A 21,157-nucleotide genomic window follows, 5' to 3' on the forward strand; every position below is an offset into this window, starting at 1 on the left:
ATGACAAAGATCGAAAGCGCCGCTATATGATCTTCAGCGAGCGGCCCTTTCGACCGAATCGCGACCGTTACGAAATCAGGCTCCTCCCCGATGACCACCTCCACCCTGACACCCGCCGCCGCGCGCAGCCGCACCGCCTACGCCAACATCGCCCTGTGGACGCTGCAGGGCTGGGTCGCCATGTTCTTCATCGCCGCCGGTTACGCCAAGCTGACCGAGCCGATGACCAACCTGATCAATCTGATGGGCTGGCCCGCCGTCGCGCCCGAGAACATGGTGCGCGGCCTGGGCGTGGTCGAGATCGTGCTGGCCATGGGCGTGTTGAGCCCGCTGATCTCGTGGCGGGTGGGTCGCCCCCTGCTGCTGACGGCGACGGTCGGCCTGATCGTCATGGAAGCGACCATGATGACGATCCACGCGCTGAGCCAGGACTTCGGACTGGCGGCGGTCAACGCCGTGCTGCTGGCCATCACCGTCCCGGTGCTGCTGGGCCGCCGCAGGGCCTGATTGCTGCAGGGCCTGATTGAAAGAGATCGAACGCCGGACCCCTCTCCCCCTGCAGTCCGGCGTTTGCGCCCGGAGCTTCCCCCCAGGCTCCGGGCTTTTCCATGCCGGATCGTCAGCGCGAGATAAAAGCTTACCCTTACGTGCGCGTAAGCCTCTTCCCTTTACGCGCACGTCAAGTTATGAAGGCGTATGGCCACCGCCGACGACCACCGCACCTATTCCATCCGCCAGCTCTGCCGCGAGTTCGGCGCAACGGCGCGCGCCCTGCGATTCTATGAGGACAAGGGCCTGCTGACGCCCGCGCGCAAGGGTCAGACCCGCGTCTATGACGCGCGTGACCGCGCCCGGCTGAAACTGATCCTGCGGGGCCGCCGCATCGGCTTCACCCTTCAGGAGATCCAGGACATGATGGATCTCTATGATCAGAAGGATCACAACGTCCATCAGATGGCCGTGGCCCTGGTGCGGCACCGCGCCCAGATCGCGGCGCTGAAGCAGCAGCTGGAAGATATCGAAGGCGCCATCGAGACGGCCGAACAGGCCTGCGCCTGGATGGAATCAAAGCTGTCCGAACACCGCCCCGACCTGCTGCCGGGCGCCGAAGACTATGAGAAGCTGCTGCGTGCGCGTCTCAACCACGACCACCACCACCCCTTCAAAGCAAGAGCGTAATCCATGGCCTACAAGGCGCCTGTCCGCGACTTCACCTTCATCCTGAATGAAGTGCTGGAGATCGACCGCTACACTAACCAGCCGGGCTTCCAGGACGTCTCTTCGGATCTGGTCGGCCAGATCCTGGAAGAAGGCGCCAAGTTCGCCGACGAGGTCATCGCCCCGATCAACAATCCGGGCGACAAGGAAGGCTGCCACTGGGCCGAAGGCGGCGTGGTGACAGGACCCAAGGGCTGGAAGGAAGCCTATAAGGCCATGTCCGAAGCCGGCTGGATGGCGCTGGCCGCCGACCCGGCGTACGGCGGTCAGGGCATGCCCAGCGTGGTCGCCTCGGCCTTCGGTCAGATGACGGCCGGCGCCTCGGCCGCCTTTTCGATGTATCCGGGCCTGACGGCCGGCGCCTATGCCGGCATCCACGCCAATGCGTCCGAAGAGCTGAAGCAGAAATACCTGCCCAAGATGGCGACCGGCGAATGGTCGGGCACGATGAACCTGACCGAGCCGCAGTGCGGCACGGACCTGGGCATGGTGCGCACGAAGGCCGTGCCGAACGGCGATGGCTCCTATTCGATCACCGGCCAGAAGATCTGGATCTCGGCGGGCGAGCACGACTTCGCCGACAACATCATCCACACTGTGCTGGCCCGCGTCGAAGGCGCGGCTCCCGGCATCAAGGGCCTGTCGCTGTTCGTCGTGCCCAAGTTCCTGGTCAATGAGGACGGCTCGCTGGGCGAGCGCAACAGCCTCGAATGCGCCGGTCTCGAGCACAAGATGGGCATCCACGGCAACGCCACCGCCGTCATGCAGTACGACGGCGCCAAGGGCTGGCTGATCGGCGAAGAAGGCCGCGGCATGAACAATATGTTCGTCGTGATGAACGAGGCGCGCCTCGGCACCGGCCTGCAGGGCCTGGCCATCGGCACCGCCGCCTATCAGGCCGCGGTCGAGTTCGCAAAGGACCGCCTGCAAGGCCGTTCGCTGACTGGACCCAAGAATCCGGACGGCCCGGCCGACAGCATCATGGTCCACCCCGACGTGCGCCGCATGCTGCTGGAGTCCAAGGCCTTCGTCGAAGGCGGCCAGGCCTTCATCCTGTGGACCGCGCTTCACGCCGACCTGGAGAAGTCCGAGGACGCGGCCGTGGCCCAGAAAGCCAAGGATTACATGGGCCTGCTGACGCCGGTGCTGAAGGCCTATCTGACCGACAAGGGTTTCCATGTCGCGTCTCTGGGCATGCAGGTGCATGGCGGTTCGGGCTACACCGAACACTTCACCGCCTCGCAGTATCTGCGCGACGCCCGCATCACCATGATCTACGAGGGCACCAACGGCATCCAGGCGCTGGACCTGGTCGGCCGCAAGCTGCCCGCCAACGGCGGCCGCGCCATCATGACCTGGTTCGGCGAGATCGACGCCTTCGTGGCCGAGAACAGCGGCAATGAAGCGATCAAGCCCTTCGTCGACGGCCTGGCCGACGTGAAGGCCAAGCTGCAGGACGGCACCATGTGGCTGATGCAGAACGGCATGGCCAATCCGGACAACGCCGGCGCCGCATCGACCGACTATCTGAACGTCTTCGGCCTGACGGCTCTGGCCTATATGTGGGCGCAGATGGCCAAGGTGGCTCAAGCGCAGGTCGAGGCCGGTTCGACCGACCCCTACTACGCCAACAAGCTTCAGACCGGCCGCTACTTCGTCGAGCGCATCCTGCCCGACGCGGAAGCCCATCTGAAGAAGATGAAGACCGGCGCCGACGTGCTGATGGCCATGCCGGCCGAGGCGTTCTGAGGCTAAACCGTCTCCTCCCCGCTCCGCGGGGAGGTGGCGCGGCGCCTCTTCGGCGCCGTGACGGAGGGGCTCTTTCCGTCGCTCATTCCTGAAACCCAGCGGTGGACAGAGCCCCTCCACCGCTTCGCGGTCCCCCTCCCCCCGGAGTGGGGAGGAGACATGATGATGAACGTGCTGGGCAGCCCCGATCCCGATTTCATGCGTGAAGAAGAGATCACCCTCTTCTCCGACAGCGTCGGCAAATGGATCGACGAGCACGCGCCGCTTGAGAAGGTGCAGCAATGGATCGCCGACTCCTCGGTGCCGCGCCAGCTGTGGAACGACGCGGGCGAAGCAGGTCTGTTGGGCCTGTCGCTGCCGGAAGAGGACGGCGGTTTTGGCGGTGACTATCGGCACGAGGTCGTCTTGATGCGTCAACTGGGCTGGAAGGGCGCGGACCACTTCGGCATTTCGCTGCACAATGCGATCGTCATGCCCTACATCTGGCATTACGGCACCGAGGAGCAGAAGCAGCGTTGGCTGCCGCGCCTGCAATCGGGCGAACTGGTCGGCGCCATCGCCATGACCGAACCAGGCGCCGGCTCGGACCTGCAAGGGGTCAAGACCACGGCGGTCAAGTCGGGCAACGGCTATGTCGTCAACGGGTCCAAGACCTTCATCACCAACGGCCAGCTGGCCAACTTCCTGATCGTGGTGGCCAAGACCGATCCGGCCGAGGGCGCCAAGGGCACCTCGCTGATCGTGGTCGAGACCGATGGCGCGGAAGGGTTCGAACGCGGTCGCAACCTGCACAAGATCGGCATGGAGGCCAACGACACCTCCGAACTGTTCTTCAACGACGTGAAGGTCCCCGGCGACAACATCATCGGCGGGACCGAGGGCCAAGGCTTCGTTCAGCTGATGCAGCAGCTGCCCCAGGAGCGGCTGAACATCGCCGTCCAGGGCGTCGCCGCCGCCGAGCGTGGGCTTGAGGCGACGCTGGCCTACGTCAAGGAGCGCAAGGCGTTCGGCAAGCGCGTCATCGACTTCCAAAACACCCAGTTCAAACTGGCCGAGGTCAAGACCAAGCTGACCGTCGCCAAGGTCTTCACCGACCACTGCATCGGCCTGCATCTGCAGGGCAAGCTCGACGCCGCCACCGCCTCCATGGCCAAATACTGGGTCACCGACATCCAGGGCGAGACCATCGACGAGATGCTCCAGCTCCACGGCGGCTATGGCTATATGAACGAATATCCGATCGCCCAGCTGTACAAGGACGCGCGGGTGCAGCGCATCTACGGCGGCACCAACGAGATCATGAAGCTGCTGATCGCGCGGACGCTCTGACCCACGGTCAGATGGTCGGCACGGTCCCGCCGTCGATCCGGTATTCGGCGCCATGGATCGAACCGGCACGGTCCGACGCAAGAAATGCGACAAGCTCGGCGACCTCTTCGGGCCAGGCGGGGCGTCCGATGGGAATGCCGCCCAGCCCGTCCAGAATGGTCTGCCGCGCCGTCTCTTCGTCCGAGCCAAGAGCGTCGGCTATACGCGACACCAGCGCCTGTGACGCAGACGTGTTGATCCATCCCGGCGCGACGGACACCACCCGGACGCCCTTGGGGCCAACCTCCTTGGACAGGGCCTTGGAATAGGTGGACAGCGCCGCCTTGGCCGCAGCGTAGGCGGTCGTGGATTCCGGCAGCGGCAGTTCGCGTTGGATGCTGGAGACGTGGATCACCACGCCCCGCCCGCGCCGGACCATGCCGGGCACGAGCGCGCGGTCCAGCCGCACCGCCGGCATCAGGTTCAAGTCCAGCTCCGCCTTCCACGCCGCGTCATCCAGCGCCGTGAAACCGCCGCCCGGCGCGCTGGACCCCCCCAGCACGTGGATCAGGGTATCGAGCCGTTCCACCTCGTCGCCAAGAGACGCGATCAGGGCGTCGACGCCCTCGACCGTCGCCAGATCGGCCGGCGCGAACCTGCCCGGACCGGGCTGCTGAGGCGCGGAGCGGGCCGTGGTCACGATTTGCGCTCCCGCCGCCTCAAGACGTTGCGCGATGGCCAGGCCCGCCCCCTTGGTGCCGCCGGTGACCAGCACCGTGCGGCCCGCGAACTCGGATGGATCGATACGGAAGATCGGCGGGCTCACAGGCTGATCTCCAGTACCGCGACGCCGTCGGCGCCGAGGGTGAACCGGTAGGTGAAGTCCAGCGGGCTGCCGGGAAAGGCGCCGGTGACGCGCGCAACGACCACGTGCCGCCCGCCCTCGACCCTTTCGGACAACAGCGTGTTGCGCATCTTATAGCGTTCCAGCGTGTCTGCGGCCCAGGCCGAGATCGCCTCTCGGCCCCGGTGAGCCACCCGCTCGTCGCGCACCTCGCCGTCCGGTGAAAAGACGGCGGCGACGTCTTCGACGCGCCCTCGCTCGATGGCGTCGAAATAGGCCCCGATAGGAGCCGGCGCTTGGCTAAGCATGGGTCAATCTCCGTCGTTTGTGCTGGAGATGAGGTGGGCCTATGCTGAAAAAATGACAAGAACAGACGAAAAAGTCAGCTACCCACCTAAAGGTAAGCATGAGCATACGCCCCTCACCGCCGCAGAGGGCGTGACCGCCGCCTTCCGTATTCTGGAGGGGCGATGGAAGATGGTGATCCTTTTTCACCTATTCAGCGGCGACGCCCTGCGCTTTTCAGAGTTGGAGCGCGCCATCCCCGCAGTGTCGCAGAAGATGCTGATCCAGCAGTTGCGCCAACTGGAAAGCGACGGGGTCGTGCAACGTATTGTCTATCCCGAGGTGCCGCCCAGGGTGGAATACAGGCTAACGCCTTGGGGCCTGGCCCTATGCCCGGCGCTGGATGCGATTCTCAGCTGGGCGGAAGACCGGCCAGGCTCGTGAATGGGGCCTTTGGATCTCGGTATCGCCATGCGGCAAAGCATATTATTTCGGCCTCATGATCCGTCTCCATGTGCCTCAGCCCCTGTCTTCGAGCGCTGCGCTCGCCCCAACCCTCGACCAGTCCCGCTATCTGACCCAGGTCATGCGGCTGAAGGCCGGGGACGATCTGCTGGTGTTCAACGGGCGCAATGGGGAGTGGCGCTGCACGGTCGCGGAAGTACTGAAGAAGGGCGTGATCCTGCGCGCCGAGGAACAGGTGCGACCCCAGACCTTCGGCCCCGATCTGGAACTGATCGTGGCGGTGGTGAAGAAGGCGCGGGTCGAGACCATCGTGGAGAAGGCCGCCGAACTGGGCGCGCGCCGGGTGCGGTTGGTCCTGACGAAACGCACCAACGCCGACCGCATCCGCCTGGACCGTTTGGACGCCATCGCCGAGGAAGCCGCCGAGCAGACCGGGCGGATGGACGTGCCTGTGGTGGACGATCCGATTAAGCTGGACGCCCTGCTGGACGGCTGGAAGACCGGACGCCGGCTGATGTTCTGCGACGAAACCGGTGGGGCGCCCGCCGTGTCGTCCCTGCGAGACGCAGGCGAAGGCCCCTGGTCCATCCTGATCGGGCCGGAGGGCGGGTTTTCGCCGGAAGAGGGCGAGCGGCTGCGGTCCCTGCCCTTCACCATCGCCGTGTCTTTGGGCCCGCGCATCCTGCGCGCCGACACCGCCGCCATCGCCGCCATGACCCTGTGGCAGGCGGCCGTCGGTGATTGGGAACGCTGACTTCTAGTTCCGCTCATCCCCGCGAAAGCGGGGACCCAGGGCTTTGTGCGATGACCCTCAACATCATAAGCCTGCGGCCATCTCGGAAGTTCGCGCGGCGAAAAACTGGATCCCCGCTTTCGCGGGGATGAGCGGATTTCATTCCACCCCCTTGAGGAACTTGGCTTTAGCCGCCATCTAGCCGCGACAGCAGGGGTTACAGATGGCCGATAACGCGCCGCTTTCCAGAGACGCTCTGATCGAGGCCATGTCCAAGGGGATCAAGCCCAAGGACCAGTGGCGCATCGGCGCCGAGCACGAGAAGTTCGGCTTCGACAAGACCACCCTGGCCCGCCCCGCCTATGACGGCCCGAACGGCATCAAGGCCATGCTGGAGGGGCTGCAACGCTTCGGCTGGTCGCCCGTCGAGGAGAACGGCTTCCTGATTGGGCTGGAGCGCAGGAACAGCGAAGGCTTCGTCGCCTCTGTCAGCCTGGAGCCGGGCGGTCAGTTCGAGCTGTCGGGCGCGCCGCTTCTGAGCATCCACGACATCTGCAACGAGACCGGCCAGCATCTGATGGAGGTCAAGCAGGTCGCAGACCAGATCGGCGTCGGCTTCCTGGGCGCCGGCTTCGACCCGCTGTGGACCCGCGAACAGGTGCCGGTCATGCCCAAGGGCCGCTACGACATCATGCGCGCCTATATGCCCAAGGTCGGGACCCTGGGCCTGGACATGATGCTGCGCACCTGCACCATCCAGGCGAACCTGGACTTCGATTCAGAAGCCGACATGGTGATGAAGTTCCGATCCTCGCTGGCGCTGCAACCCATCGCCACCGCTCTGTTCGCCTGCTCGCCGTTCACCGAGGGCCGCCCCAACGGCTTCCTGTCGGCCCGGGCCAATGTCTGGACCGACACCGACGCCGACCGCACCGGCATGCTGGGCTTCGTGTTCGAGGAGGGGTTCGGCTTCGAGCGCTACGCCGACTATGCGCTGGACACGCCGATGTATTTCGCCAAGCGCGACGGCCGTTATGTCGACGCCTCGGGCCAGTCGTTCCGCGACTTCCAGGCCGGAAAACTGCCCGCCCTGCCCGGCCAGTATCCGACCCTGCAGGACTGGAACGACCACCTGACCACCCTCTTCCCCGAGGTGCGGCTGAAGGCCTATCTGGAAATGCGCGGCGCCGACGGCGGACCTTGGAGCCGGATCTGCGCCCTGCCCGCCCTGTGGGCTGGGGTTCTGTACGACGCGCCGTCGCTGGCCGCTGCCTGGGACCTGGTCAAGGACTGGGACATCGCCGACCACGAGCGCCTGCGCCGCGATGTGACCCGCCTGGGCCTCAAGGCCGAGGTGGCGGGCCGATCGGTGCGCGACATCGCCGTCGACCTGGTGAACATCGCCAAACAGGGCCTGAAGAACCGCGCCAAATTCTCGGGCGGGATGGTGGACGAGCGCGGCTATCTGTCGGAACTGGAAGACATCGCCGACAGCGGCGTCACGCCGGCTGAGCGCCTGCTGGACCTGTATCACGGCGCCTGGCAGGGAGACGTGAAGCGCATCTACGCTGACTTCGCCTACTAGGGGACGGCGAATTCTCCAGCGAATCCTCGGATCGCAAGGCGCCTCGCGGATAGGCCGTCGCCGTCGGCGTCGGTGCATTTCGGCCCTTTGCAAAGGCGAGCTTAACCGTTCCGCCGTAACATGGGTCTGAATTCAAGAGAGTGCGCCATGACCTGTTCGCCCGTTGCGGCCCTGGCCTTCCCGACAGCCGATGTCGATCTGGACACCTTCTTCGATGTGTCGCTGGATCTGCTGGTGGTGCGCGAGCTGGATGGGCGCGTGGTCAAGGCCAGCGCCTCCTGGTTCACCATGCTGGGCTATCGCCCCGAAGAGATCGAAGGGCAGGGCCTGCTGCGCCTGATCCACCCCGACGACCACGCCGCGACCCGCCAAAGCATCGTCGAGGTCGAAAACCGGCGGCCGGGCGATCCCGTCCTTGGTCAGATCAACCGCTATCGCCACAAGGCCGGTCATTACGTCACTGTCGAATGGCGCGCCCATCGCCAGGGCGACCGCATCTATGGCATCGCCCGCGACGTGACCGAAAAGGTCGCGGCAGAGCAGGCCCTGCGAGAGGCCACCGCCGCCGCCGAGGCCGCCAATGCCGCGAAGTCCGAGTTCCTGGCCAATATGAGCCACGAAATCCGCACGCCCCTGAACGGAGTAATCGGCATCGTCGACGCCCTGTCGCGCACCGAGCTGACGCCCGAGCAGGCCGAGATGGTCGCCCTGATTGCAACCTCCGGCGTGACGCTGGAACGGCTGGTGTCCGACATTCTGGATGTGTCCAAGATCGAGGCCGGGCATCTGGACCTGGAAAGCCGGCCCTTCGATCTGGACGAAGCCGTCGCCGCCCCGCTGGACGTCATGCGGTTGAAGGCCGAGGCCAAGGGACTGACCTTCGACATCCGCCGCGACGCCGATGCGCGCGGCATGTTCGTCGGCGACAGCACCCGCATCCGTCAGGTGCTCGACAATCTGCTGTCCAACGCCATCAAGTTCACCCGTCACGGCTCGGTCGGCGTCGCCATTGCGGTGGACGAGGATTCCGACGGCCTGACCCATCTGACGCTGAGTGTTGAGGATACGGGCGTCGGCTTCTCTTCCGACCACGCGGCCCGTCTGTTCGACCGATTCAGCCAGGCGGACAGCACCATCACGCGGCGGTTCGGCGGCACGGGCCTGGGCCTGTCAATTTGTCGTTCGCTGGTCGAACTGATGGGCGGGCGGATTTCCGCCGCCTCGACGCCGGGTGTCGGCAGCCGGTTCACGGTCGAGATTCCGCTGACGCGCGCCGCATCCCTGACCGAACATGATGCGCAGAGGCGCGCTCGCGCGGCCGAGGCCGACCGCCCCCTGGCGCCGCTGCGCGTGCTGCTGGCCGAGGATCATCCCGTCAACCAGCGCGTCGTTCAGCTGATCCTGGCGGCCCACGCCATGCAGGTCGTCACTGTCGCAGATGGCCAGCAGGCCCTGGCCGCCTTCCAGTCCGAGACCTTCGACCTGATTCTGATGGACATGCAGATGCCGAGAATGGATGGCCTGACCGCGACCCGCGCCATACGCCGGATCGAGGCTGCGCGCGCCGATCAGGCCCATACGCCGATCATCATGCTCAGCGCCAACGCCATGAGCGAGCACCGCGACCAGGCGCGCGACGCCGGCGCCGACCTGCACGTCCCCAAGCCCATCACCGCCGCCAGCCTGCTGGCCGGCATTCAGGCGGCGACCGCGCCCTGATCCGACGTTGACAAAGTTTGCCAAGCGACCATTCTCATTGATAGGAGGCCGATCATGGCGACGATGAACATCTCCCTGCCCGATCCGATGAAGGCATGGGTCGAGGAACAGGCGAAATCCGGGCGCTACGCCAACACGTCGGACGTGGTGCGCGACCTGATCCGCCGCGAGCAGATCAAGGCCGAGAAGATCGCGCATTGGCAAAGACTGATCGCCGAGGCCGACGCCTCCGGTGTCTCCGACCAGTCGCCACGGGAAGTGATCGAGGAACTGCGCGCCCAGTTGCGTCGCGCCTCCTGATGCTTCGCCTTAGCCGCGAGGCGCGGGTGGACTTGCAGCAGGTCTATCTGCAAGGCCTCGAACTGTTCGGGAGCCGTCAGGCCGATGACTATATCGAGGGTCTGTTCGCGAAACTGGACTTGCTTGCGGATTTTCCACGTCTTGGGGCGGCTCGACCGGAGCTAAGCGCTGACGCCCATGTGATCTTCTACAAAAGCCACGCCATTCTCTATCGAGTCGACGATGCGGACGTGTTCGTCCGACGCATTCGGCACGCGCTTGAGGACTGGCAGTCTGACCCGCCAGGCGTCGGATCGAACGACGAACGGAGCGAACCATGACCCATTCCATTCATGTCGGCATCGGCGGCTGGACGTTCGAGCCGTGGCGGGGGGTCTTCTATCCCGAAGGATTGGTTCAGAAGCGCGAGCTGGAATATGCGGCGTCGAAACTGACCTCGATCGAGATCAACGGCACCTATTATTCGACCTTCAAGCCCGACAGCTGGAAGAAATGGCGCGACGAGACGCCGGACGGTTTTGTCTTTTCGGTCAAGGCCAGCCGCTATTGCACCAATCGCAAGGTGCTGTCCGAAGGCGCCGAGAGTTTCGACAAGTTCCTGAGCCAGGGCCTGACCGAACTGGGCGACAAACTGGGTCCGATCAACTGGCAGTTCATGGGCACGAAGAAGTTCGACGCCGAGGACTTCGAGGGCTTCCTGAAGCTGTTGCCCAAGGAGAAGGACGGGGTCCGCCTGCGGCATGCGCTGGAGGTTCGCAACCCGACCTTCGCCACCGAACAGTTCTATGACCTGGCCCGCAAATACGGCGCGGCCATCGTCTATGCGGTCGATGACGAGGAGCCGACCTGGCCCCAGATCGACGAGGCGACCGCCGACTTCAGCTACGCCCGGCTGATGTCCAGCCGCGAGGATGAGCCGACCGGCATGACGGCGGCCGAGCTGGATGCGGTGGCGGATCAAGCGAAAACCTGGGCCAAACGCGGCGAGGTCTTCGCCTATTTCATCTCGGGCGCGAAGGTGCGGAACCCCGCGGCGGCTCAGGCGCTGATCGCCAAGCTGAAATAGCGGTCCGTACGCTTGCGGACCCGCGGCCGCACTCTCATCTGAGGCCGGCTCACTGCAAAGCCTGAAGGACTTTTCCCATGCCGATCGCCACACGCGCCTTCGCCGCAACCGCCGCCGACAAGCCGCTGACGCCCTACAGCTTCGAGCGCCGTGATCCGGGTCCGGACGATGTGCTGATCGACATCAAATACTGCGGCGTCTGCCACTCCGACCTGCACGCCGCGCGCGGCGAGACGGGAGGCACGGCCTTCCCCCTGGTGCCGGGTCACGAGATCGCCGGCCTGGTGAAAGCTGTGGGCGCCAACGTCACCCGTTTCAAGGAAGGCGACCGCGTCGGCGTCGGCTGCATGGTCGACAGCTGCCGCGAATGCGCCTCCTGCCAGGAAGGCGTCGAACAATATTGCATCCCCGGCTTCACCGGCACCTATGGCGGCAAGGACAAGAAGGGCGGCACGTCGGAAGCCATCACCCAGGGCGGCTATTCCGACCACATCACCGTCGATCAGCATTTCGTCCTGTCCATCCCCGACAGCCTGGCGCTGGACGTCGCCGCCCCCCTGCTGTGCGCGGGCATCACCACCTATTCGCCGCTGAAGGAATGGGGCGTAGGCCCCGGCTCCAAGGTCGCGGTCATCGGCCTGGGCGGCCTGGGCCATATGGCCGTCAAGCTGGCGGCGGCGATGGGGGCGGAAGTCACCGTCCTGTCCACCTCGGACCGCAAGAAGGCCGACGCCGAGCGGATGGGCGCCAAACATTTCCTGATCAACTCCGACAAGGATGCGATGAAGGCGGCGGCCGAGAAGTTCGACCTGATCATCAACACCGTCTCGGCCACGCACGAGATCGCCAGCCACGTCCAGTTGCTGGCGCGCGACGGCACCATGATCATGCTGGGCCTGACCACCGAGGGCCTGCCGGTCTTCGCCCTGCCCCTGCTGTGGCGTCGTCGCCGCATCGCCGGCTCGCTGATCGGCGGCATCAAGGAAACACAAGAGATGCTGGACTTCTGCGCCGAGCACGGCATCGCCTGCGACATCGAGACCATCGCTCCGGATCAGATCAACGACGCCTATGAGCGGATGCTGAAATCCGACGTCCGCTATCGCTTCGTCATCGACATGGAAAAGCTGGCCGCCTGATCGCCTGACGCGAAAATCACCAAACGCGACGGAAGCATGAAACTTCCGTCGCGTCATATTCTCGCCTTGCGCGCTAGCGCTCGCACGTTAATCCTGAACCGCGACAAGGCCTTCTGAAGGGTCTGCACAGGGACAGGAGATGATATGGCGCGCGTAGCTTTCGTGACGGGCGGGACCCGAGGCATCGGCAAGGCGATCGTTCAGCGCCTGCATGAAGACGGCTTCAAGGTCGCCGCCGGCTATTCCGGCAACGACGAGGCGGCCAAGGCCATCGCCGATGCGCTGGACGTCATGGTGGTCAAGGGCAATGTCGGCAGCTTCGACGACTGCGCCCGCGCGGTGAAAGAGGTCGAGGATCAGCTCGGCCCCATCGACATCCTGGTCAACAACGCCGGCATCACCCGCGACGGTTTCTTCCACAAGATGAGCCACGACCAGTGGTCCGACGTGATCCGCGTCAATATGGACAGCGTCTTCAACATGACGCGCCAGGTCATCAACGGCATGCGCGACCGGGGCCACGGGCGCATCGTCAACATTTCCTCGATCAACGGTCAGAAGGGTCAGATCGGCCAGACCAACTATTCCGCCGCCAAGGCTGGGATGATCGGCTTCACCAAGGCGCTGGCGCTGGAAAATGCGCGCAAGGGCGTGACCGTGAACTGCATCGCGCCCGGCTATATCGACACCGAAATGGTCGGCGCCATGGACCCCAAGGTGCTGGAAGGCATCATCAGCCACATCCCCGTCGGTCGCCTGGGCAAGGGCGAGGAGATCGCCGACATGGTGTCCTGGCTGGTGGGCGAGCGTGCTGGATATGTCACAGGCTGCACACTGTCGCTGAACGGCGGTCAGTACCTGGTGGGTTGAGGCGGGCTTCGCCCAAAATCCGCCGCGCGCGGGTTTCATCAAGTCTGTCATGAAGTTGTTGGGATCGGTCAGGGCGAAAAAATCGCCACGCGTGACCGCGATGGCGGTCGCCGCCATCGCGGTCATCGGCGTGGGCGTCGTCGCGCCTGTGGTCATCCCGACCGAAAGCCAGGCCCAGTCGCGTCGGACCGTGCCGCCGACCGCCCGCTACGTCAGCAGCAACGGCCAAGGGTTCATCCTGGACACCTCCGGATCGCGGCCTCTGATGCGGCTGGAAAGATCGACCGAGGTCTGGGTCTTGCGGCCGACGCCAGCGCCGCGTGGCGACATCATCTATCGCAACGACAATGGCGATCAGGTGCTGCGCGTCACGCCCGACGGCGCCGTGACCCTGTATACGACCGCGACGCCTCAAGGCTCGCCCGCCTCGCGTGTCGGCGAGGCGCAGGGCCTAGCCAGCGCGGCCATGACCGGCGCCCAGTTGGTCGACTATTTCATGCGCCAGAGCTACCGCGCCAGCCAGGCGATGGGTCGGTTGATCGTCATTGACGTGGATATTCAGCCCGGCTCTGAACAGGTCGCCGCGGACACCGTCTCGGCCGCTAGCGACGCCATCGTGCGCATGGCGCGGTCCTCCAACCTGCGCGCCCAGGTCGAGCGGGTGCGCCGCGTCGTCGTGTCAGATCAGGGGCGTCCCGGCGTCAGCCTGGTCCAGGGCACGCTGCGGATCGTCATCGACGCCGACGCCGGCATCGCCGGCCGCCCGTCTTCGGCCCGCATCGTGCGGGTCGTGGGCGGGGACGCCCTGAACCGCTAACCCTGGAAGCTGTCCTTGGCCGCGCGGCGCGCGGCGAACTGATCCGCGTCCGTCGCGGTCAGGAACGGATTGAACCGCTTCTCCACCCCCAGCGTCGTCGGCACGGTCGGTTCGCCTCGCTCACGCGCCGCGAAGATCGCCTGGGCATGGGCGGCGGTCTCTGGCCGGTCATCCAGGCTCAGGGTGAAGCGCGCGTTTGACGCCGTATATTCGTGCGCGCACCAGATCACCGTCTGATCAGGCCAGGCCTTCAGCCGCTGCAGGCTCTCGAACATCTGCTCGGGCGCGCCCTCGAATAACCGGCCGCAGCCCAGGGCGAACAGGGTGTCGCCGGTAAAGGCCAGATCGTCCGCCGGCGCATGAAACACCACATGGCCGAGGGTGTGGCCGGGCGTTTCAGTGACCTCGAACCGCGTCTCGCCCACCATCACCACATCGCCGTCAGCGACCACGCGGTCCAGCGGCGCGACCTTGCGCACCTCTTCCGGCCCGACGATTTCGCAAGCCCAGTCGGCCTTCAGCCGCGCGTTGCCCTCGGTGTGATCAGGGTGCCAGTGGGTGTTCAGGATCAGGTCCAGACGCCCCCAGCCCAGGCCCTCCAGCTCCTCCACAATGCGCGCCGCGTCCGGCGTATCGACCGCCGCGACCACGCCGGTCGCTGCATCGCGGATCAGGAAGCCGTAGTTGTCGCTGCGGCAGGGAAACAGATGCACATCCAAGGTCATGCCCCCATCCTAGCAGCAGGGCCGCCGAAGGGCCTATAGTGATCCCATGCGGCGCAGCATCGACGAGCTTCGAACCTTCTACGGCGAGCCAACCGGGGCGTTGGCGCGACGGCTGGTGGCGCGACGGCTGGACGACGCGTGGGGCGAGGCGGCCGATTGCGACGTGCTGGGCGTCGGCTACGCCACGCCCTGGCTGGACGCCTTCGTCGGCGCGCGGCGCGTCGTTGCGGCCATGCCGGGCGGGCAAGGGGTCGAGCATTGGCCGACGGTCGGGCGCAACCGCACCCTGCTGGTGGACGACCGCCGCCTGCCCTTCTCCGCCGGATCGTTCGACCGCATCCTGCTGGTCCACGCCCTGGAAGAGGCCGACGACCCCGCCGCCCTGCTGCTGGAGGCGGTGCGCGCGCTTTCGCCGACCGGGCGCATTATCCTGGCGGCGGCGGCGCGCGGCGGCCTGTGGGCACGGGCGGACAACACCCCGTTTGGTCACGGCCGCCCCTTCACGCGGCGCCAGTTGGAACGGCTGGTGCGTGATGTCGGACTGGAACCGATGGCCTGGTCCCAGACCCTGTATGTCCCGCCCTGGGGACCGATGCTGCCCCTGGCCGAAGGGTTCGAACAGGTCGGTCGCCGGGTCTTTCCCGGAACCGCCGGGCTGATCCTGCTGGAGGCCTCGCGCCACAGCTACGCCCGTATCCGCCCCAGCGGCCATGCGCAGCGCGTCGCCGCCCCCGTTTTGGCGCCCCAACCCGCCGCCTCCGTCTCTTCGCGGGGCCAACATCGCGACTGACGGCGAGTTGACCGTCGCCCCATCTGGCGGGCCGGGCGAAACCGCCTTATGGCGAAGGCCATGCACCGACTGATCCTGATGCGGCACGCCCAGGCCGAAACCTCCGCCCCCTCTGGCGGAGACGAAGCCCGTCCCCTGTCCGCCGGCGGCCGCGCCGAGGCCCTGCTGATGGGGCGCGCCCTGGCCGAGCGGGGCCTGAAGCCGGACCTGGCCCTGGTGTCCACCGCCGTGCGCACCCGCCAGACCTGGGAGCAGATGCACGACGCCTTCGGCGATGTGGAAGTCCGCGATGAAGACGTCCTCTACAACGCCCCCTCCGACGTGATCCGCCGCTTCGTCGAGGCCAGCGAGGACGAGGCCGGCTGCCTGCTGATCCTGGCCCACAATCCGGGCGTCCACGTCCTGGCCGCCGAATATCTGATCGAAAGCGCCGCCTCGCCGGCCGTGGTGGACAAGCTGTCGGCCGGCTTCCCGACCGGCGCCGCCGCCCTGTTCAGCGTCGATGTCGCGGGGCGCTGCACCTACGAAGGCTTCCTGACGCCTCGGTCGCTGGGCGCGCCCTCGGCATGACCGACATCGCCTACAAGATCGTCGACGCCGCCGAATGGCGCGCCGCCGTCGCCGAGGGTCGATACGACGGCGCGCCCGTCGATCTGGCCGACGGCTACATCCATATGTCGACCGAGGCGCAACTGGCCGACACAGCGCGACGGCACTTCGCCGGGCGCGGCGCCCTGCTGCTGCTGACCGTCGATCTCAGCCGGTTCGGCGACGACCTGATCTGGGAACCGTCGCGCGGCGGGGATCTGTTCCCGCATCTTTATGCGCCCCTGCCCGTCGCCGCCGTCACGGCCTCGCGCGCCTTCTCGGTCACGGCCGACGGCGAGATAGCGTTCGAGGAAGACGCATGAGCCTGGCTGATGTGGGCGCCGCCCTGCTGCGTCGGCTCGATCCGGAGCAGGCGCATCAGTTGGCGATCAAGGGCCTGGCCTTCGCCCCCCTGCCCGCCCCGCCCGCCGACGATCCGATCCTAAGAACACAGCTGGCGGGGCTGGACCTGCCTAATCCGGTCGGTCTGGCGGCGGGTCTTGACAAGAATGGCGAGGCCCTGCACGGCCTGTCGCGCCTCGGCTTCGGCTTCGTCGAATGCGGCTCGGTCACGCCCCGGCCCCAGCCCGGCAATCCCAAGCCCCGCCTGTTCCGCCTGGCCGAGGACCGGGCCATCATCAATCGGATGGGGTTCAACAACGCCGGGCTCGACGCCTTCGCCGAGCGGCTGGACGGGCGTCCAACGGGCGTCGTCGTCGGCGCCAATCTGGGGGCCAACAAGGACACCGAGGACAAGGCGGCCGACTATGTCGCCGGTCTGCAACGCCTTGCCGGCCGCGCCGCCTACTTCACCGTCAACATCTCCTCGCCCAATACGCCGGGCCTGCGCGCGCTTCAGGGCCGCGAGCAGTTGGACGACCTTTTGGGCCGTATCGACGCCGCCCGTCCGGCGACCGGCCCCGCGCGCGTGCCGGTTTTCCTCAAGATCGCGCCCGACCTGATCGCCGACGAGATCGCCATGATCGTCGAGGCGTCTCTGGCCCACCGGATCGACGGGCTGATCGTATCCAACACCACGCTGGAGCGCCCCGAGACCCTTCGCTCCCCGGACGCCCACCAGGCCGGCGGCCTGTCCGGCGCGCCCATCCGCCCCTTCGCGGAAAAGGCCCTGCGTGCGGCGGCCGAGGCGGCGGCCGGCCGCCTGCCCTTGATCGCCGTCGGCGGCATCGACAGCGGCGCCGAGGCCTATGCCCGCATCCGCCTGGGGGCATCGGCGGTCCAGATCTATTCCGCCCTGATCTACGAGGGACCAGGCTTGGTCGCCCGTATCAAGCGTGACCTGGCCGCCCGCCTGCGCGCCGACGGTTTTTCCGCAGTAACAGACGCGGTCGGCGCGCTCCGTTGACAGAGCGTTAGTGTCGATACGTCTAGGGTGACCGATGCGAGCGACCTGCGTTCGTCATCCGAGAACCTGAATGAAATCGACCGCCGTCGATATCGCTGAAAGCAGCTGGACCGCCGCCGTTCGCCAACGCTCGGGCGCTGCGGTGCAACGGCTCGTGGCGGCGGCGGCTGTCGCCCTGGTCGTGACCCCGATGGTCGGGGTGCGGTTCACCTTCGGCTGGGTCGTGCTGTATCTGGCGGTCCAGGCCATGGAGATGGTCGTTTATCGACCGATCCTGAAGACGCCCGGCGAGCTATCCAGCGGCCGAAAGCTGGCCGTCCTGACCGTAGTCGCCATCAGTTCCACCGTTTTCGCCGCCCTGTCGCTGGTGATGTGGAATATCGGCGGCGCGATCGGCGGCGTCAGCGCAGCGCTGATGCTCAGCGCCTGCATGTTGACGGCCATGCTGAATGCAAACCGCTGTCAGGCCGTGATGGTCGCGGGCCTTGCGCCTCAGACCGGCTTCCTGCTGGCCACGCCCGTTTTCGTTTACGCGTTGGAGGCCCCCGGCCCGCTGGTCATGTCGGCGGCTGCTGCGGTCGTGCTGTTCACCTTCTATGTCGCCATCACCGGCCAGCGCATGGTCGAGGCCAGCGCCAACGTCGTGCGCGCCCATGCCTCGGCCGAGGAATCCCGGCTCAAGGCAGAACGCAGCCTGGCCGACCACACTACCTTCCTGGCCGCCATCGGCCATGATCTGCGCACCCCGATCGGCGCGATCCTGGCCGGCGCCGCCGAGCTGCGCGCGCCCGACGCCCAGTCGCGCAACAGCGCCAATCTGATTACCGACGCCGGGCTGATGATGAAGGCCCTGCTGGACGACTTGCTGGACCATACGCGTATCGGCGCCGGGCGGATGACGGTCGAGGCCAAGGATTTCGACCTGCGGCAGATGCTTGCCCAGACCGTGATGCTGTGGCGAGGTCTCGCCGACGCCAAGGGACTGAAGCTGCGCATCGAAGGCGCCTCGGCTATGCCGCGCCACGTCAAGGGCGACGTCATGCGCATCCGTCAGGTGCTGAACAACCTGCTGTCCAACGCCATGAAGTTCACCGAGCAGGGCCAGATCACCCTGCGGGTCCAGGCCTGGCCCGAAGAGCCGTCGGGATATGCCCTGCTGTTCGAAATCGTGGACACGGGTCCGGGCATGACGACCGATCAACTGGCCCGCCTGTTCACCCCGTTCGACCAGACCGCCGACGGCGTCTCCGCCCGCTACGGCGGCTCGGGCCTGGGGCTGGCGATCAGCCGCAATCTGATCGACCTGATGGGCGGACGGCTGACGGTCCGCAGCGCGCCGGGTCAGGGCTCGCGCTTCACCGTGTCCCTGATCCTGCCGCGCGGCGACGAGGCGGTTCAGATTGTCGAGGTGGTTGACGAAAGCCGCCTGGACATCGCACGCTCGCTGACGCCGGTCGTATCGCCGGCGCCCCCACCCATCGCGCCGGAGCCGGAGCCCGAACCTGTCACGACGTTTACGGTCGCCGACGAGGCCGAAGATCAGCCGCTGCGCCTGCTGGTCGTGGACGATCACGACATCAACCGCCGCGCGGTGCAGTTGATCCTTCAGCCGCTGGGCTGCGAGATCACCACCGCCGCCGACGGCATGATCGCGCTGGAACGCTGTCAGGAGGCCGTGTTCGACGTCATCTTCATGGATGTGCGCATGCCTGAGCTGGACGGGCGCGAGACGACGCGTCGTCTGCGCGCCGGCGGCGGACCCAACGCCGCCACTCCGGTCGTCGCCGTCACCGCCGACACCGCGCCCGAGGACGTCGCGGCCTGTCAGGCGGCCGGCATGGCCTATTTCGTCTCCAAGCCGCTGACGCCGCCCGCCCTGATCGGCGCCTTGCAGCACGTCCTGAACGACACCGCCGCTCAGGCCGCGACCGAGGCCGCCTGACCCCGGACGCTTGCGATAAGGCGCGCGGGGAAATCAGGCTGTTTCATCTCGCATTCCCAGACGACGACCACGCGCCAGCCTGACGCTGCCAGCGCCGTCACGGCGGCGGCGTCGCGCACGCGGTTTCGGCTGATCTTGGCGATCCAGTAATCGGCGTTGGTCTTGGGCTGCCGTGATCCACGGGCGCAATCATGGCCGTGCCAGAAGCAGCCGTGGACGAACAGGGCGACCTTACGGCCCTTCATCACCACATCCGGGCGGCCCGGCAGACCCATGCCGCCCAGCCGATAGCCGATCCCGGCCGCACGCAGGATCCTGCGCACGGCCAGTTCCGGCGACGTATCCCGCCCCTTCACGCGACGCATCACGGCGCTGCGCTTCTCTGGGCTGAAGACATCCGAGCTCACGATCAATCCACGCTCAAGTAGCGAAGCGGTAGCGTGGATTGATCCAAATTAGAGCTGCGCCAGCAGATGCTCGGCGGAGGACACCTTGAACTCGCCGCCTTGCTCGATGTTCAGTTGCTCGACCACGCCGTCCTTCACCAACATGGAATAGCGCTGCGACCGCTCGCCAAGGCCGAAGCCCGAACCGTCCAGCACCAGACCCAGGGCGCGGGTCAGTTCGCCGTTGCCGTCGGCCAGCATGACGATGCTGTCGTCGGTGATGCCCTGGCTCTCGCCCCAGGCCTTCATGACGAAGGCGTCGTTGACCGAGATGCAGGCGACCGTATCGACGCCCTTGCCCTGGATGTCGGCCAGGTGATCCTTGAAGCCCGGCAGGTGGCGCGCCGAGCAGGTCGGTGTGAAGGCGCCGGGCACGGCGAACAGGGCCACGGTCTTGCCGGCGAAGATGTCGTCGGTGCTGACGGGCTTGGGGCCCTCGGCGGTCGCTTGGGCGAGGGTTGCATTCGGGATGCGATCGCCGATCTGGATGGTCATGTCTGTCTCGCTGAGGTTTGGGGCCGGCGCGTTTGAACGGCCGTGTGCGACACATATACACCACGGACGACACCGCAAGCGCCGGTTCGGCTTGCTTGCGCCGCTTTCCGGACAGATGATGCCAGGATCATGAGCCAAGCCTCCACCCTGACCGGACGACTGCTGGTCGCCATGCCCGGGATCGACGACGCCCGGTTCGAACACGCCGTCATCCTGATCTGCGCCCACGGGCCGGATCACGCCATGGGCCTGCGGCTTGATCGACCGGCGCCGGGCGTGGATCTGAAGACGGTTCTGGACAAGCTGGACGCGCCGGCGCCCGATCAATCCATCGGTCGCGCGGTTCTGATGGGCGGCCCGGTCGAGCGCGAGCGCGGCTTCGTCCTGCACACCGACGACTGGACGGTCGGCGACGACACCCTGGCCTTCGGCGACGGTCTGGCCATGACCGGCACGCGCGAAGCGCTGGCCGCCATGACGGACGAGGTCGCCGGCCCGCGCCGCTCAGCCCTGCTGCTGGGCTACGCCGGCTGGGGCGAAGGACAGTTGGAGGAAGAGCTGGCCGACAACGTCTGGCTGACCGCCGACGCCGATCTGGACCTGATTTTCGACGGTGAACACACGTCGAAATGGACACGCGCCCTCGCCCAGCTGGGCGTGGACGCGGCCATGTTATCCAGCCAGGGCGGCCGGGCCTGAACCCAGCC

25 protein-coding genes are annotated in these 21,157 nt (G+C 66.5%); 20 read left to right on the top strand and 5 right to left on the bottom strand.

Features of this window, described 5'->3' with window-relative positions; genetic code table 11:
• The first annotated feature begins 90 nt into the window (after nucleotides 1-90).
• From HNP47_RS09455 to HNP47_RS09470, 4 genes are all read left to right on the top strand, one after another.
• Nucleotides 91-507: a DoxX family protein gene (locus HNP47_RS09455; protein WP_184279354.1), complete on the top strand. Its 417-nt coding sequence runs from the start codon at nucleotides 91-93 to the stop codon at nucleotides 505-507.
• Nucleotides 508-696: 189 nt separating this feature from the next.
• Complete coding sequence (locus HNP47_RS09460) at nucleotides 697-1,179, top strand: MerR family DNA-binding transcriptional regulator (RefSeq protein ID WP_039244783.1); 483 nt, start codon at nucleotides 697-699, stop codon at nucleotides 1,177-1,179.
• Nucleotides 1,180-1,182: 3 nt separating this feature from the next.
• Complete coding sequence (locus HNP47_RS09465) at nucleotides 1,183-2,967, top strand: acyl-CoA dehydrogenase C-terminal domain-containing protein (protein ID WP_184279355.1); 1,785 nt, start codon at nucleotides 1,183-1,185, stop codon at nucleotides 2,965-2,967.
• Between the two features lie 165 nt (nucleotides 2,968-3,132).
• On the top strand, nucleotides 3,133-4,296 hold the full coding sequence (locus tag HNP47_RS09470) for an acyl-CoA dehydrogenase family protein (RefSeq protein ID WP_055806174.1): 1,164 nt from the start codon (nucleotides 3,133-3,135) through the stop codon (nucleotides 4,294-4,296).
• 7 nt (nucleotides 4,297-4,303) lie between these two features.
• On the opposite strand, the gene HNP47_RS09475 is transcribed toward HNP47_RS09470, so the two are convergent.
• Both HNP47_RS09475 and HNP47_RS09480 read right to left on the bottom strand, forming a co-directional pair.
• Nucleotides 4,304-5,101, bottom strand: a complete 798-nt coding sequence (locus tag HNP47_RS09475) for an SDR family oxidoreductase (protein WP_311770064.1) — start codon at nucleotides 5,099-5,101, stop codon at nucleotides 4,304-4,306.
• Nucleotides 5,098-5,427: a nuclear transport factor 2 family protein gene (locus tag HNP47_RS09480; RefSeq protein WP_184279356.1), complete on the bottom strand. Its 330-nt coding sequence runs from the start codon at nucleotides 5,425-5,427 to the stop codon at nucleotides 5,098-5,100. Before HNP47_RS09480 ends, HNP47_RS09475 begins: the two co-directional genes overlap by 4 nt.
• Between HNP47_RS09480 and HNP47_RS09485 the strand changes: the two genes are divergently transcribed.
• From HNP47_RS09485 to HNP47_RS09530, 10 genes are all read left to right on the top strand, one after another.
• Nucleotides 5,426-5,848, top strand: coding sequence for a helix-turn-helix domain-containing protein (locus tag HNP47_RS09485; RefSeq protein ID WP_260394769.1), 423 nt, complete (start codon nucleotides 5,426-5,428; stop codon nucleotides 5,846-5,848). The genes HNP47_RS09480 and HNP47_RS09485 overlap by 2 nt on opposite strands.
• A 55-nt stretch (nucleotides 5,849-5,903) precedes the next feature.
• Complete coding sequence (locus HNP47_RS09490; RefSeq protein ID WP_184279357.1) at nucleotides 5,904-6,623, top strand: 16S rRNA (uracil(1498)-N(3))-methyltransferase; 720 nt, start codon at nucleotides 5,904-5,906, stop codon at nucleotides 6,621-6,623.
• A 202-nt stretch (nucleotides 6,624-6,825) separates the two neighbouring features.
• On the top strand, nucleotides 6,826-8,187 hold the full coding sequence (locus HNP47_RS09495; protein WP_184279358.1) for a glutamate--cysteine ligase: 1,362 nt from the start codon (nucleotides 6,826-6,828) through the stop codon (nucleotides 8,185-8,187).
• A 147-nt stretch (nucleotides 8,188-8,334) separates the two neighbouring features.
• Complete coding sequence (locus tag HNP47_RS09500) at nucleotides 8,335-9,906, top strand: ATP-binding protein (RefSeq protein WP_184279359.1); 1,572 nt, start codon at nucleotides 8,335-8,337, stop codon at nucleotides 9,904-9,906.
• Nucleotides 9,907-9,960: 54 nt separating this feature from the next.
• Nucleotides 9,961-10,206 carry a type II toxin-antitoxin system ParD family antitoxin gene (locus tag HNP47_RS09505; RefSeq protein WP_184279360.1) on the top strand — a complete coding sequence of 82 codons (246 nt, stop codon included), beginning with the start codon at nucleotides 9,961-9,963 and terminating at the stop codon, nucleotides 10,204-10,206.
• Nucleotides 10,206-10,526 (top strand): type II toxin-antitoxin system RelE/ParE family toxin, encoded by a 321-nt coding sequence (locus HNP47_RS09510; protein ID WP_184279361.1) that lies wholly within the window; start codon nucleotides 10,206-10,208, stop codon nucleotides 10,524-10,526. Before HNP47_RS09505 ends, HNP47_RS09510 begins: the two co-directional genes overlap by 1 nt.
• Entirely contained in the window at nucleotides 10,523-11,272 is a 750-nt protein-coding gene (locus tag HNP47_RS09515; protein ID WP_184279362.1) for a DUF72 domain-containing protein, read from the top strand. Before HNP47_RS09510 ends, HNP47_RS09515 begins: the two co-directional genes overlap by 4 nt.
• A 77-nt stretch (nucleotides 11,273-11,349) precedes the next feature.
• Complete coding sequence (locus tag HNP47_RS09520; RefSeq protein WP_221415065.1) at nucleotides 11,350-12,411, top strand: NAD(P)-dependent alcohol dehydrogenase; 1,062 nt, start codon at nucleotides 11,350-11,352, stop codon at nucleotides 12,409-12,411.
• A 144-nt stretch (nucleotides 12,412-12,555) separates the two neighbouring features.
• On the top strand, nucleotides 12,556-13,281 hold the full coding sequence (gene phbB / locus HNP47_RS09525; RefSeq protein ID WP_017505756.1) for an acetoacetyl-CoA reductase: 726 nt from the start codon (nucleotides 12,556-12,558) through the stop codon (nucleotides 13,279-13,281).
• Between the two features lie 100 nt (nucleotides 13,282-13,381).
• Nucleotides 13,382-14,098: a DUF4908 domain-containing protein gene (locus HNP47_RS09530; RefSeq protein WP_260394812.1), complete on the top strand. Its 717-nt coding sequence runs from the start codon at nucleotides 13,382-13,384 to the stop codon at nucleotides 14,096-14,098.
• Here HNP47_RS09530 and gloB read toward each other — a convergent pair.
• Nucleotides 14,095-14,823 carry a hydroxyacylglutathione hydrolase gene (gene gloB, locus HNP47_RS09535; protein WP_184279364.1) on the bottom strand — a complete coding sequence of 243 codons (729 nt, stop codon included), beginning with the start codon at nucleotides 14,821-14,823 and terminating at the stop codon, nucleotides 14,095-14,097. The two genes, HNP47_RS09530 and gloB, sit on opposite strands and share 4 nt — an antisense overlap.
• Before the next feature lie 46 nt (nucleotides 14,824-14,869).
• Between gloB and HNP47_RS09540 the strand changes: the two genes are divergently transcribed.
• The 5 genes from HNP47_RS09540 (at nucleotide 14,870) to HNP47_RS09560 (ending at nucleotide 19,509) form a co-directional block, all read left to right on the top strand.
• Nucleotides 14,870-15,613, top strand: a complete 744-nt coding sequence (locus tag HNP47_RS09540; protein ID WP_184279365.1) for a class I SAM-dependent methyltransferase — start codon at nucleotides 14,870-14,872, stop codon at nucleotides 15,611-15,613.
• A 60-nt stretch (nucleotides 15,614-15,673) separates the two neighbouring features.
• Nucleotides 15,674-16,183 carry a histidine phosphatase family protein gene (locus HNP47_RS09545; RefSeq protein ID WP_184279366.1) on the top strand — a complete coding sequence of 170 codons (510 nt, stop codon included), beginning with the start codon at nucleotides 15,674-15,676 and terminating at the stop codon, nucleotides 16,181-16,183.
• Nucleotides 16,180-16,524: a DUF952 domain-containing protein gene (locus HNP47_RS09550; RefSeq protein WP_184279367.1), complete on the top strand. Its 345-nt coding sequence runs from the start codon at nucleotides 16,180-16,182 to the stop codon at nucleotides 16,522-16,524. The genes HNP47_RS09545 and HNP47_RS09550 overlap by 4 nt, the downstream gene beginning before the upstream one ends.
• Nucleotides 16,521-17,567 carry a quinone-dependent dihydroorotate dehydrogenase gene (locus HNP47_RS09555; protein ID WP_184279368.1) on the top strand — a complete coding sequence of 349 codons (1,047 nt, stop codon included), beginning with the start codon at nucleotides 16,521-16,523 and terminating at the stop codon, nucleotides 17,565-17,567. The genes HNP47_RS09550 and HNP47_RS09555 overlap by 4 nt, the downstream gene beginning before the upstream one ends.
• A gap of 70 nt (nucleotides 17,568-17,637) precedes the next feature.
• A complete protein-coding gene (locus HNP47_RS09560; RefSeq protein WP_184279369.1) occupies nucleotides 17,638-19,509 on the top strand; it encodes an ATP-binding protein in 1,872 nt (623 codons plus the stop codon).
• On the opposite strand, the gene HNP47_RS09565 is transcribed toward HNP47_RS09560, so the two are convergent.
• Complete coding sequence (locus HNP47_RS09565; protein ID WP_311770065.1) at nucleotides 19,485-19,916, bottom strand: very short patch repair endonuclease; 432 nt, start codon at nucleotides 19,914-19,916, stop codon at nucleotides 19,485-19,487. The genes HNP47_RS09560 and HNP47_RS09565 overlap by 25 nt on opposite strands.
• A gap of 48 nt (nucleotides 19,917-19,964) precedes the next feature.
• The gene (locus HNP47_RS09570) at nucleotides 19,965-20,450 is read right to left on the bottom strand and encodes a peroxiredoxin (RefSeq protein WP_039244844.1); all 486 of its coding nucleotides are present in this window, start codon (nucleotides 20,448-20,450) and stop codon (nucleotides 19,965-19,967) included.
• Between the two features lie 129 nt (nucleotides 20,451-20,579).
• Between HNP47_RS09570 and HNP47_RS09575 the strand changes: the two genes are divergently transcribed.
• Nucleotides 20,580-21,149, top strand: coding sequence for a YqgE/AlgH family protein (locus HNP47_RS09575; RefSeq protein ID WP_039244846.1), 570 nt, complete (start codon nucleotides 20,580-20,582; stop codon nucleotides 21,147-21,149).
• Nucleotides 21,150-21,157: the final 8 nt, after the last annotated feature.

Source organism: Brevundimonas vesicularis (genome assembly GCF_014204545.1).
Taxonomy (GTDB): domain Bacteria; phylum Pseudomonadota; class Alphaproteobacteria; order Caulobacterales; family Caulobacteraceae; genus Brevundimonas; species Brevundimonas vesicularis_B.

What these genes read in the sequence shown, in the direction of transcription:
- HNP47_RS09470 (WP_055806174.1), top strand. Translation starts at nt 3,133, where the DNA reads ATGAACGTGCTGGGCAGCCCCGATCCCGATTTCATGCGTGAAGAAGAG.
- HNP47_RS09480 (WP_184279356.1), bottom strand. Translation starts at nt 5,427, where the DNA reads ATGCTTAGCCAAGCGCCGGCTCCTATCGGGGCCTATTTCGACGCCATC.
- phbB (WP_017505756.1), top strand. Translation starts at nt 12,556, where the DNA reads ATGGCGCGCGTAGCTTTCGTGACGGGCGGGACCCGAGGCATCGGCAAG.
- HNP47_RS09490 (WP_184279357.1), top strand. Translation starts at nt 5,904, where the DNA reads ATGATCCGTCTCCATGTGCCTCAGCCCCTGTCTTCGAGCGCTGCGCTC.
- HNP47_RS09570 (WP_039244844.1), bottom strand. Translation starts at nt 20,450, where the DNA reads ATGACCATCCAGATCGGCGATCGCATCCCGAATGCAACCCTCGCCCAA.
- HNP47_RS09500 (WP_184279359.1), top strand. Translation starts at nt 8,335, where the DNA reads ATGACCTGTTCGCCCGTTGCGGCCCTGGCCTTCCCGACAGCCGATGTC.
- HNP47_RS09550 (WP_184279367.1), top strand. Translation starts at nt 16,180, where the DNA reads ATGACCGACATCGCCTACAAGATCGTCGACGCCGCCGAATGGCGCGCC.
- HNP47_RS09540 (WP_184279365.1), top strand. Translation starts at nt 14,870, where the DNA reads ATGCGGCGCAGCATCGACGAGCTTCGAACCTTCTACGGCGAGCCAACC.
- HNP47_RS09575 (WP_039244846.1), top strand. Translation starts at nt 20,580, where the DNA reads ATGAGCCAAGCCTCCACCCTGACCGGACGACTGCTGGTCGCCATGCCC.
- HNP47_RS09510 (WP_184279361.1), top strand. Translation starts at nt 10,206, where the DNA reads ATGCTTCGCCTTAGCCGCGAGGCGCGGGTGGACTTGCAGCAGGTCTAT.
- HNP47_RS09515 (WP_184279362.1), top strand. Translation starts at nt 10,523, where the DNA reads ATGACCCATTCCATTCATGTCGGCATCGGCGGCTGGACGTTCGAGCCG.
- HNP47_RS09520 (WP_221415065.1), top strand. Translation starts at nt 11,350, where the DNA reads ATGCCGATCGCCACACGCGCCTTCGCCGCAACCGCCGCCGACAAGCCG.
- HNP47_RS09455 (WP_184279354.1), top strand. Translation starts at nt 91, where the DNA reads ATGACCACCTCCACCCTGACACCCGCCGCCGCGCGCAGCCGCACCGCC.
- HNP47_RS09555 (WP_184279368.1), top strand. Translation starts at nt 16,521, where the DNA reads ATGAGCCTGGCTGATGTGGGCGCCGCCCTGCTGCGTCGGCTCGATCCG.
- gloB (WP_184279364.1), bottom strand. Translation starts at nt 14,823, where the DNA reads ATGACCTTGGATGTGCATCTGTTTCCCTGCCGCAGCGACAACTACGGC.
- HNP47_RS09530 (WP_260394812.1), top strand. Translation starts at nt 13,382, where the DNA reads ATGGCGGTCGCCGCCATCGCGGTCATCGGCGTGGGCGTCGTCGCGCCT.
- HNP47_RS09465 (WP_184279355.1), top strand. Translation starts at nt 1,183, where the DNA reads ATGGCCTACAAGGCGCCTGTCCGCGACTTCACCTTCATCCTGAATGAA.
- HNP47_RS09460 (WP_039244783.1), top strand. Translation starts at nt 697, where the DNA reads ATGGCCACCGCCGACGACCACCGCACCTATTCCATCCGCCAGCTCTGC.
- HNP47_RS09545 (WP_184279366.1), top strand. Translation starts at nt 15,674, where the DNA reads ATGCACCGACTGATCCTGATGCGGCACGCCCAGGCCGAAACCTCCGCC.
- HNP47_RS09505 (WP_184279360.1), top strand. Translation starts at nt 9,961, where the DNA reads ATGGCGACGATGAACATCTCCCTGCCCGATCCGATGAAGGCATGGGTC.
- HNP47_RS09485 (WP_260394769.1), top strand. Translation starts at nt 5,426, where the DNA reads ATGGGTCAATCTCCGTCGTTTGTGCTGGAGATGAGGTGGGCCTATGCT.
- HNP47_RS09560 (WP_184279369.1), top strand. Translation starts at nt 17,638, where the DNA reads ATGAAATCGACCGCCGTCGATATCGCTGAAAGCAGCTGGACCGCCGCC.
- HNP47_RS09495 (WP_184279358.1), top strand. Translation starts at nt 6,826, where the DNA reads ATGGCCGATAACGCGCCGCTTTCCAGAGACGCTCTGATCGAGGCCATG.